Below are 7123 nucleotides of genomic sequence, written 5' to 3' on the forward strand. Positions count from 1 at the left end.
GGACCGCGTTGTTGGGCGCGTAGTAGGTGCGGAAGAACGCGCGCGCGTCCCAGGACCAGCGCGACCGACACCGCGATCAGCACCAGCCAGCGCCGCTCCGGGCGCGGCGGAGGCGCGCGGGCACGCCCTGATGGGCGACGCGCGCGGCGAGGAAGCTGTCGTCGACGATCGGGGCGCCGCGTTCGTCGCGGCCGGGGATGTCCCGGCCGGAGAGGTACATGCCCAGGGTGGCGGCGGGCGCGTACCAGTCCCGTTCCGTCATCTCCGTGCCGCGCGCGGTGAACCAGGCCAAGTCCCTTATGCCGTCCGCCGAATGGGCCCGCCCCGAGAAGAACGCCCGGCGGCGCAGCACCGGGTGGCGGTGGCGCAGGTCGATCAGCCGGGCGGTGAGATCGGTCAGCGCCGCCCAGCCGGGGTCCTCGCGCAGGCCCCAGTCCACCCAACTGATCTCGTTGTCCTGGCAGTAGGCGTTGTTGCTGCCCCGCTGCGTCCGCCCCAGCTCGTCCCCCGCGACCAGCATCGGCACGCCCGTGGAGAGGAGGAGCGTGGTGAGCAGGTTCCTCAACTGCCTTCGCCGCAGCGCCTTTACGCGCTCGTCGTCGGTCTCGCCCTCGACCCCGCAGTTCCAGGACCGGTTGTCGTCGGTGCCGTCCCGATTGCCCTCGCCGTTGGCCTCGTTGTGTTTGCGCTCGTACGACACCAGGTCGCGCAGGGTGTAACCGTCGTGCGCTGTAACGAAGTTGACCGAGGCGTAGGGGCGGCGGCCTCCCCACGCGTACAGGTCGCTGGAGCCCGACAGGCGGTACCCGAGGTCCCGTACGTCAGGCAGCGCGCCCCGCCAGAAGTCCCGGACGGCGTTGCGATAGCGGTCGTTCCACTCCGTCCACAGGGGTGGGAACGCGCCGACCTGATAACCGCCCGAGCCCACGTCCCACGGCTCGGCGATCAGCTTCACCCGTCGTAGCACCGGGTCCTGGGCGATCACCGCGAGGAACGGGGACAGCATGTCGACGTCGTGCATCGAGCGGGCCAACGCCGCCGCGAGGTCGAAGCGGAAGCCGTCGACGCCCATCTCGGTGACCCAGTAGCGCAGCGAGTCGGTGATGAGCCGGAGCACGTGCGGCTGGACGACATGCAGGGTGTTGCCGCAGCCGGTGTAGTCCGTGTAGCGGCGGGCGTCGCTCTGGAGGCGGTAGTAGCCGCGGTTGTCGATGCCCTTGAGCGACAGCATCGGGCCCAACTCGCCCGCTTCCGCCGTGTGGTTGTAGACCACGTCGAGGATGACCTCGATACCGGCCTCGTGCAGGGCCCGCACCATCCGCTTGAACTCGCCGACCTGCTGACCCGCCGTGCCGGTCGCCGCGTAGCCCGCGTGCGGTGCGAAGTAACCGATGGAGTTGTAACCCCAGTAGTTCTTGAGGCCCTTGCGCAGCAGGTGGTCCTCGTGCGCGAACTGGTGGACGGGCAGCAGCTCCACGGCCGTCACGCCCAGCTTCACCAGGTGCTCGATCGCCGCCGGGTGCGCCAACCCGGCGTAGGTTCCCCGGAGTTCCTCGGGTATGCCGGGGTGCAGCTTGGTGAAGCCGCCGACGTGGAGTTCGTAGATGACCGAGTCCGCCCACGGTGTCTTCGGGCGGCGGTCGTCCATCCACTCGTCGTCGGTGGTGTCGTCGTGGACGACGACGCCCTTCGGGACGTGGGGCGCGGAGTCGCGGTCGTCGCGCACGGTGTCCGCGACCTGCTGCTGCGGCCAGTCACGGACGTGCGCGTACACCTCGGGCGGCAGGCCGAACTCACCGTCCACCGCCCGCGCGTAGGGGTCGAGGAGCAGCTTCGCCGGGTTCCAGCGGGCGCCGGTCCACGGGTCCCAGCGGCCGTGCACCCGGAAGCCGTAGCGCTGTCCCGGCATGACGTGCGGCAGGAAGCCGTGCCAGATCTCGTGCGTCAGCTCGGTCAGGGGGGCCCGGGTCTCCGCGCCCTCCGCGTCGAACAGGCACAGCTCGACCGCCTCCGCGCCTCCCGCCCACAGCGCGAAGTTGGTGCCCGCCACCCCGTCCGGGCCGACCCGGAACCGGGCCCCCAACGGCATCGGCGTCCCCGGCCACACGGGCACCGGCGGCCCCGTGTGCGGGGCGCCGTTCAGGACGGGCGCGGCACGTGGCGACGGCACGGCCTCCACGACACGCTCCATCGGCACGCCGTCGTCGACGCGCCCCTCCTGCACGGCCTCCTGCTCGGCTGCGCTCGACACCGTCCGGCCTCCTGCGGCTCATGGAACGACGAGGTGAAGGGCGTACGGCGTCCCGGCCGCGCACGTCTGTCATGTCGTTCTCCCCACTGTTCTGCCCAGAGCTTGGGTCGCACTCACGTTTCCCCGGAGCGTGCCCGCTCGTTGGGCACCCCGTGAGGCATGCACAAGGGCGCGCGCGACGCGCAGGGTTCGCACTGGCCGCCGTACTGACATGGGCAGGACTGCTGGCCGGAGCCACCGGATGTACTTCGGACGGCTCGGGCGGGGGCGGTATCGACGAGATCTTCGGCAAGGCACCGGCACCCGAGGATGTGATCCGGATCTCGCCCGACGACGCCAGCAAGGGCGTCAAACCGGACCAGCGGCTCGTGGTCCGGGTACCCAGCGGACGGCTGGAGTCCGTGCAGGTCGTCAAGGAGCAGGACGCCCAGGACACCCCCGTCCCCGGCCACATCTCCGACGACGGACTGCGCTGGGAACCCGAGGACGGACGGCTCGCGCTGGCCGCCGCGTACACCGTCGACGCGGTCGCCCTCGACGGCCACGGCCGCCGCTCCGCCCGGCACACCACGTTCACGACCTACGTCCCCGACGAACGGTTCATCTCCTACGTCACTCCGGAGAACCGCGCCACGGTCGGCACCGGGATGATCGTCTCCCTCGGCTTCAACCGGGAGATCGAGAACCGGGCCGCCGTCGAGCGCGCGATCCACGTCACCGCGAAACCGGCCGTCGAGATCCGCCCGCACTGGTTCGGCAAGACCCGCCTCGACCTCCGCCCCGAGACCTACTGGAAACCCGGCACCCAGGTCACCGTCTCCCTGCGCCTGCGGGACGTGGAGGGCGCACCCGGGGTCTACGGCCTCCAGTACAAGACGTTCACCTTCACCGTCGGCCGCAGCCAGGTCTCCCTCGTCGACGCCGCCAAGCACACCATGGAGGTACGGCGCGACGGCGACCTGCTGGCCACCGTGCCGATCACGGCCGGCGCCCCCGGGAAGACCACGTACAACGGGAAAATGGTGGTCATGGAGATGCTGGAGGTGACCCGGATGAACAGCCGCACGGTCGGCTTCGGCGGCGAGTACGACATCCCGGACGTCCCGCACGCCATGAAGCTCACCGACTCCGGCACCTTCCTGCACGGCAACTACTGGGCGCCGACCGCGCCCGGGCGCGTCAACGTCAGCCACGGGTGCGTGGGGTTGAGGGACGTGAAGGGCGGGAGTTCGGACACGCCGGCCGGCTGGTTCTTCGACCGCAGCCTCGTCGGGGACGTCGTCGAGGTCGTGCACAGCAACGACAAACAGGTCGCTCCGGACAATGGCCTCGGCGGATGGAACATGGGTTGGAAGGAGTGGAAGGCGGGCAGTGCGCTGAAGTGACCCGAGAAGGGGCCGGGTCCCTGTGCCAGGCGGCAGTTGAAGTTGCGACCGAACGGTGACATTCGCCTGACATGAAGCTCAAAACCTGGCGGTTAATATGCGCGGACGTGCACGTCAGATGCGCGAAGGGGTGCGGGCCGGACCGGGCCCGGCGAGGGGAGAAAGTCTTGAACGTGCGACCGATATCGGGGGCGTCGGTTGACGCGCGCAGCCGTGGCCGTAGAAACAGCAAGGGATTGCTGGCACTGATTCTCGGCGTGCTGCTGCTCGCCGTCACCGCGTGCGGGGGCGGCGGTGGCTCCAACTCCGGGTCCGGCTCGGGCTCCGGCGACAGCAAGGCCAAGGGGTCGGACACGGCCGAGACCAAGCAGTCGCAGGCGGTCGTCACCATCGCCCCCAAGAACGGCTCGAAGTCCGTCGACACCAGCGGCGCCCTCAAGATCAGCGCCGCGAAGGGCAAGTTGACCGAGGTCACCGTCAAGGACGCGGACGGCACCGCGATCACCGGCGCGATCACCGGCGGTGGCGCGACCTGGACGCCCGCGACGCATCTCGCAGCCTCCACCAAGTACAGCGTGCACGCTGTCGCCAAGGACACCGCGGGCCGGGTCGCCGCCGAGGACTCCACCTTCACCACGCTGACCCCGGCGAACACCTTCATCGGCAACTTCACTCCCGAGGACGGCTCCACCGTCGGCGTCGGGATGCCGTTCTCCGTCCGCTTCACCCGGGGCATCACACATCCGGAGGACGTGAAGAAGGCGATCAGCATCACGACCGAGCCGGCCGTCGACGTCGAGGGCCACTGGTTCGGCAACGACCGCCTCGACTTCCGTCCCGAGGCCTACTGGAAGTCCGGCACCAAGGTCACCGTCAAGCTCAACCTCGACGGCGTCGAAGGCCGTTCGGGCGTCTACGGCAAGCAGACCAAGACGGTCAAGTTCACCATCGGCCGAAACCAGGTCTCCATTGTCGACGCCAAGAAGCACACGATGAAGGTCACCCAGGACGGCAGGACCATCAAGACCATCCCGGTCACCACCGGCAAGCCCGGCTACGACACCTGGAACGGCCAGATGGTCATGAGCCAGAAGCTCGAAGTGACCCGGATGAACGGTGAAACGGTCGGCTACGGCGGCGAGTACGACATCAAGGACGTCCCGCACGCCACCCGCCTGACCGACTCCGGCACCTTCATCCACGGCAACTACTGGGGCGGCGGCGCCTTCGGCAACTACAACGCCAGCCACGGGTGCATCGGCCTCCAGGACGTCAAGGGCGGCTACAGCAAGACCGTGTCGGCCGCGTGGTTCTTCAACCACTCGATGATCGGCGACGTCGTGGTCGTCAAGCACTCCAACGACGCGACCGTGGCGCCGGACAACGGGCTCAACGGCTGGAACATGTCGTGGGCCAAGTGGAAGGCCTGAGCCTTACGTGAGTTGAGCCGACAACGGGCCCGGTGCTGTGACACACAGCACCGGGCCCGTTGTCGTTAGCGCGCGTTAACCTTCCGGCATGACCGTGAATCTCGAAGTCGCCGAGGGCGTCGGCACCATCCGCCTCGACCGCCCGCCCATGAACGCGCTGGACGTCGCCACCCAGGACCGCCTCAAGGAACTCGCCGAGGAGGCGGGCCGTCGTGACGATGTGCGGGCGGTGGTGATCTACGGCGGGGAGAAGGTGTTCGCGGCCGGCGCGGACATCAAGGAGATGCAGCGCATGGATCATGCGGCGATGGTCGTACGGTCGCGGGCGTTGCAGGAGTCGTTCACGGCGGTGGCCCGTATTCCGAAGCCGGTGGTCGCGGCGATCACGGGCTATGCGCTGGGCGGGGGTTGTGAGTTGGCGTTGTGCGCGGACTTTCGGATCGCGGCGGACAACGCGAAGTTGGGGCAGCCGGAGATTCTGCTCGGGTTGATTCCGGGTGCGGGTGGTACGCAGCGGCTGGCGCGGTTGATCGGTCCGTCGAAGGCGAAGGACCTGATCTTCACGGGTCGGATGGTCAGGGCCGATGAGGCGTTGGCGCTGGGGCTCGTCGACCGACTCGCCCCCGCCGCCGAGGTGTTCACCGAGGCGCACGTGTGGGCGGCGAAGCTGGCGCAGGGGCCGGCGATCGCGTTGCGTGCGGCGAAGGAAGCGATCGACACGGGGTTGGAGACGGACATCGAGACGGGTCTTGCGGTCGAACGCACGTGGTTCGCGGGGCTGTTCGCGACCGAGGACCGTGAGCGGGGGATGCGGAGCTTCGTCGAAGAGGGCCCTGGCAAGGCGAAGTTCCTCTGACCGGACCGTCGAGCTCCGGTGAACCGGACCGTCAAATACCGTTCAACCACTTGCAATTGACGTGATGTCTCATACCGGTCCCTCGGCGGGGAGGTTTATGGGAACCTTAACGCGACCTTAAGCCTGCCTTGTCGAGGGAGCCTGTCGATTGCCTCCAACAGAGCCTTCACCGCAGGTCGGAGGGGCTGTGACAAGCCCTGCAATGCCATTGGCACATGCCAATCAGGTGTCGCGGGACGGGGGCTTCCGGGGGGCGTATTCCTCCGGAACCGCCCCGGAGCACGTTCGGGGCCGCCATGATGGACGCATGGCGGGGCTGGAAGGTAACGGACAGCCGCGGGGACAAGGCCGTGCGACCGCGGCGCGCTGGTCGCCTGCGGTCGAGGACGAGCGGGCGCTCAAGGCGATCGAGTTGTTCGGCAATCCGACGGAGGCGGAGGTTCCGCTCCCGTCCCGTCCGGAGTCCGCCGCGACGGCCCGCCGGCTCACCCAGATCGTCGTTCTGCGGCACTGGGGGCTCAGTCCGAAACTGACCGAGGACGCGGTCTTACTCGTCTCGGAGCTTGTCGGAAACGCCGTACGGCACACCGGTGCGCGGGTGTTCGGGCTGCGGATGAAGCGGCGGCGGGGCTGGATCCGGGTCGAGGTTCGGGATCCCTCGCGTGGGTTGCCGTGTCTGATGCCGGTTCAGGAGATGGATCTGAGTGGGCGGGGGTTGTTCCTCGTCGACAAGCTCTCTGATCGGTGGGGCGTCGATCTGTTGCCGCGTGGGAAGACGACGTGGTTCGAGATGCGCGTTTCTGATCGCTGAGCGAACTGCTGTGGACGCCGGGTCAGGTTGTTGGTTTGCTGCGGCGCCGCTGTGGCTGGTCGCGCCCACGCGGCGGAGCCGCAAATCGATACAGCCCCGCGCCCCTTTGGGGCGCTGTCGAACCGTAGTCCGACAGTGCGGGAGCCCTGTCGCGGACCTCCGTTCTAGGCGCGACCCGTGAAGGTCCCCCGAACGGGTTAATGCCCCGGTTTCTTACTCAACGCCCCTTAAATGGGCCGGGTGACCACGACCGACCGCCGTACGGCGTTGCGTGCGGGTGCCGGGCTTGTCGCCGGGGGCGCTCTCGCCGCCGGATGTGCCACGACCGGCTCCACCGCATCGCCCGCCGCCCCCGCCAGCGGACCGGTGCCCGCCGCCAAGGCGACGCCG

General features: G+C 68.8%; 5 protein-coding genes. 4 read left to right on the forward strand and 1 reads right to left on the reverse strand.

Annotated elements, in window-relative coordinates; genetic code table 11:
- Window positions 1–76 precede the first annotated feature (76 nt).
- The gene (glgX, locus tag ACNFOC_RS48115) at window positions 77–2251 is read right to left on the reverse strand and encodes a glycogen debranching protein GlgX (RefSeq protein WP_416965329.1); all 2175 of its coding nucleotides are present in this window, start codon (window positions 2249–2251) and stop codon (window positions 77–79) included.
- Window positions 2252–2403: 152 nt separating this feature from the next.
- Here glgX and ACNFOC_RS48120 point away from each other — a divergent pair, with 152 nt between their 5' ends.
- From ACNFOC_RS48120 to ACNFOC_RS48135, 4 genes are all read left to right on the forward strand, one after another.
- On the forward strand, window positions 2404–3636 hold the full coding sequence (locus tag ACNFOC_RS48120) for a L,D-transpeptidase (protein WP_416965330.1): 1233 nt from the start codon (window positions 2404–2406) through the stop codon (window positions 3634–3636).
- Window positions 3637–3803: 167 nt separating this feature from the next.
- The gene (locus tag ACNFOC_RS48125; RefSeq protein WP_416965331.1) at window positions 3804–5066 is read left to right on the forward strand and encodes a L,D-transpeptidase; all 1263 of its coding nucleotides are present in this window, start codon (window positions 3804–3806) and stop codon (window positions 5064–5066) included.
- 88 nt (window positions 5067–5154) lie between these two features.
- Window positions 5155–5922, forward strand: a complete 768-nt coding sequence (locus tag ACNFOC_RS48130) for an enoyl-CoA hydratase/isomerase family protein (protein WP_416965332.1) — start codon at window positions 5155–5157, stop codon at window positions 5920–5922.
- A gap of 202 nt (window positions 5923–6124) precedes the next feature.
- Window positions 6125–6733, forward strand: coding sequence for an ATP-binding protein (locus tag ACNFOC_RS48135; RefSeq protein ID WP_416965333.1), 609 nt, complete (start codon window positions 6125–6127; stop codon window positions 6731–6733).
- The last annotated feature ends 390 nt before the right edge of the window (window positions 6734–7123 follow it).

Origin of the sequence: Streptomyces colwelliae (genome assembly GCF_048158785.1) — a bacterium.
GTDB lineage: Bacteria > Actinomycetota > Actinomycetes > Streptomycetales > Streptomycetaceae > Streptomyces.